Below are 3,387 nucleotides of genomic sequence, written 5' to 3'. Positions count from 1 at the left end.
GCGCCGAAGTCTGGCCGCCCTTGCCGCCCTGGCCCTGTCCGTCCCCCTGCTCACCGCGTTACAGGCCCCCGCCCACGCGGACGAACTCTCCCTCTCCAACTTCCAGCTCCGCCCGAACTCCTACGGCACCGACCTGCAGACCCGCGCCGACAACCTGCCCCTGGTCAAGGCCACCGTCACCGACATCATGAACGACCTGAACCGGCGGGACGACAATCCCACCGGCAACGGCACCGCCTGCGAGCCCGCCGCCATCGCGGAGAGCGGCCCCCGTCCCACGATCGGCCGGAGCATGTGCTTCCAGGACGACGACAGGGACACCGGCCAGTGGTACCCGCAAGGCGTCACGACCGTCGCCGACATGCAGGCCGACCAGGAGTGGGGCAACGGCTACCAGCCCGTCCTCGTCAGCTGGTACGACCACAACGACAACGGCGACGGCATGGTCAAGGGCGTCCGCATCAGCTTCATGGACCCGAACACGGGCGCCTACCGGCACGTCCTGCTCGTGTACCCGCGGGCCGACGGCGACTACGACACGGTCAGGGTGTCGGAGGACCCCGCCACCAGCGACTACAACAAGGCGCTGCACGCCGGCGGCATCCTCTGGTACGGCAACTACCTGTTCGTCGCGGACACCGCCCGCGGCTTCCGGATGTTCGACATGCGCCGCATCTACGACCTCGGCGCGTCCCCGAACGGAACCACGAGCGGCGCCGACAAGGTCGGCCTCTACGGCGACACCTACTACGGCTACGGCTACCGCTACGTCATGCCGCAGGTCGGCTCCTGGACGCGCACGGCCGCGACCGGCACCGCGTGCTCCTACTCCGACCAGTCGCCGAACTACTCCTACGTCTCCCTCGACCGCAGCGGCACCGACCACCTCATCGCGGGCGAGTACTGCGCCGGGCCCGAAGAGGCCAACGGCCGGGTCGCCGCCTGGCCGATCTCCGGCGCGTTCGACGGCAACAACAACCTGATCATGGACACGGCCTACCGCTGGAACGCCGACGTCGCGCACAAGCTGCCGGACAGCAACGTCCAAGGCGCGACCCGCTTCAACGGCCGCTGGTACCTGAGCCGCAGCCACGGCGAGAACACGGCCGGAGACCTCATCACCACGGAGCCGGCGAACTCCTCCACCGTCAACCTGGTGATCGACAGGAAGCAGCCGCTGAGCATCGGCCCCGAGGACCTCTCCCACTGGCAGAGCGGTACCGACCCCGCCAACCCGCTGCTCGGCACGTTCTGGACCGTGGGCGAGCACCCCGGCAAGCGCATGGTCTACTCCGTCTACCCGACCTGACCCGCCCCGCGCCCGGCCGGGGGGACTCTCCGGCCGGGCGCGGCACGCACCTCGCACGAAAAGTACTTAAGCACGTCAGATTCCCCGCTTCTCCGGCGTCCCTAGCGTGGTGGTCACAAGCAAGGGCACGCACTAAGGAGAAGCACATGAGCGACGTCACCGAGCTGGTCCAGCGCTACCTCGCCGCCTGGAACGAGACCGACGCGGCCGCGCGGCAGGCCGTCCTGGCGGACGTCTTCGCCGAGGACGCCGTCTACACCGACCCGCTGGCGTCCGTCCAGGGCAGGGACGGGCTCGACGCCACCATCGCGGCCGTCCAGGCGCAGTTCCGCGGGCTGGTCTTCAGCCTCGGCGGCGCGGTGGACGCCCACCACGACATCGCGCGGTTCACCTGGCACCTGGGCCCGGAGGGCGGCGAGCCCGTCGTCATCGGCTTCGACGTCGCGGTGATCGGCGAGGACGGGCGCATCCGCCAGGTGCTCGGCTTCCTCGACCGGGTGCCGGCCGGAGTCTGACCGCCGCGGGGGGCGGGCCGCGACGGCCCGCCCCCGGCCCGCCCACGCAACCCGAGGAGGAACCGTGACCGCCTACGTCATCGCCCATCTGCAGGACGCCCCTCCGCACCCGGACATCGCGGACTACATCGAGCGCCTGCCGGGCACCTTCGCGCCGCACGGCGGCCGCTACCTCGTGCACGTCACCGCGCACGAGGTGCTGGAGGGCGGCTGGCCCGGAGCCGTCGTGATGATCGGCTTCCCCGGGATCGCCGAGGCGCGGGCCTGGTGGGACTCGCCCGCGTACCGGGAGATCGCACCGCTGCGCTCGCGGCACATCGAGGGCGACATCATCCTGGTCGAGGGCGTTCCCGACGGCTACGACCCGTCCCCCGCCGTGCGGGCCATGCGGGACGCGCTCGCCGCCGGTCAGGCGGGGACGTCGTAGTTGAACCCGAAGGCGCGCACACCGGTCTCCGTGCGGGGCCGGTGGCTCGTCCCCGGACCGAACGCCACATACGTACCGGGCCCGTGGACGAGGTCCCCCTCGATGAGTTCGCCGCGGACGACGAAGTACGCCTCGCCGTAGGTCTCGTGCACGTCCAGCCCCGGCCACTCGGCGCCCGGGGCCAGGTCGATCACCCACGTCCGGATGCCCGGCATGCCCGGCAGCATCCGGACGTGGACGCCGGGACCGAGCTCGACCGCCGGGACCCCATCGACGTCCACGGGCAGGATTTGCCCGGAAAGTACCTGTTCAGGAGCCGTCACGGGGGCAGCCTCTCACAGTCCGAGCAGGTCGGCGACGTCCTTCAGTTCGCCCCGGGAGGCGACGCCGAGCTTGGGATACGCCTTGTAGAGGTGGTAGCCGACCGTCCGGTGGCTGAGGAAGAGCTGCGCCGCGATGTCGCGGTTGGACAGGCCCCGCGCGGCGAGCCGGACGATCTGGAGTTCCTGCGGGGTGAGCGCGACGGCCGCGCCCCCGCCCCGGGCGGCACCTCGATCCGGGACACCGGTGGCGGTCAGCTCGCCGCGGGCGCGCTCGGCCCACGGACGCATGCCGAGCCGCTCGAAGACGTCCAGCGCGTCCTCCAGCCGCCCGCGCGCCTCAGCCTTGCGCCGCGCCCGGCGCAGCCACTCGCCGTAGAGCAGCGCGGTCCTGGCGTACTCCAGCGCACGGTCGTCCCGGTCGTGCAGGCTCAGAGCCTCGGTGTAGAACGACTCGGCCCGATCGTCGGCAGCGAGCAGCCCGCGGCAGCGCAGCACCAGCGCGTTCGCCCACGGCTGCCGCACCGACCCCGCCCACCGCTCGAACCGCTCCAGCGGCTCCACGGCACGCTCCGGCGCCCCGACCCGGACGGCCGACTCCACCAGGTCAGGGGTGGAACGGGTGGCGCAGATGTGGTGGCGCATCGGCTCGCGGGTCAGCCGCTCGAAACGGGCGAGCGCGGCCTCGGCACGGCCGAGCCCGAGGTCCAGCAGCCCGAGCGACCAGTGCGCCCACGGCGCGCCGGGCGAGACACCCCCGACGGCGGCCCCGGCGAGCCCCTCCTCGGCGTTGCGCCGGCAGTCGGCCTCCCGCCC

5 protein-coding genes are annotated in these 3,387 nt (G+C 72.2%); 3 read left to right on the top strand and 2 right to left on the bottom strand.

Translation table 11 applies throughout. The features are described 5' to 3' along the window. From ETD96_RS42780 to ETD96_RS42770, 3 genes are all read left to right on the top strand, one after another. Positions 1-1,309: hypothetical protein (locus tag ETD96_RS42780; RefSeq protein WP_205719747.1), on the top strand; the 1,309-nt coding region annotated here is incomplete at its 5' end. Between the two features lie 146 nt (positions 1,310-1,455). Continuing rightward, entirely contained in the window at positions 1,456-1,824 is a 369-nt protein-coding gene (locus ETD96_RS42775; RefSeq protein WP_138642184.1) for a nuclear transport factor 2 family protein, read from the top strand. Between the two features lie 64 nt (positions 1,825-1,888). Continuing rightward, positions 1,889-2,251 (top strand): DUF1330 domain-containing protein, encoded by a 363-nt coding sequence (locus ETD96_RS42770; protein ID WP_138642183.1) that lies wholly within the window; start codon positions 1,889-1,891, stop codon positions 2,249-2,251. Here the strand turns inward: ETD96_RS42770 and ETD96_RS42765 are convergent. Beyond that, positions 2,233-2,532: a cupin domain-containing protein gene (locus ETD96_RS42765; RefSeq protein ID WP_240808633.1), complete on the bottom strand. Its 300-nt coding sequence runs from the start codon at positions 2,530-2,532 to the stop codon at positions 2,233-2,235. The two genes, ETD96_RS42770 and ETD96_RS42765, sit on opposite strands and share 19 nt — an antisense overlap. Before the next feature lie 54 nt (positions 2,533-2,586). Beyond that, a partial coding sequence (locus tag ETD96_RS42760; protein ID WP_138642182.1) for a helix-turn-helix transcriptional regulator occupies positions 2,587-3,387 on the bottom strand: 801 nt, incomplete at its 5' end.

The sequence above is a fragment of the Actinomadura geliboluensis genome (genome assembly GCF_005889745.1).
GTDB classification, from domain to species: Bacteria; Actinomycetota; Actinomycetes; order Streptosporangiales; family Streptosporangiaceae; genus Spirillospora; species Spirillospora geliboluensis.
This window is presented reverse-complemented; position numbering and strand designations above follow the sequence as displayed.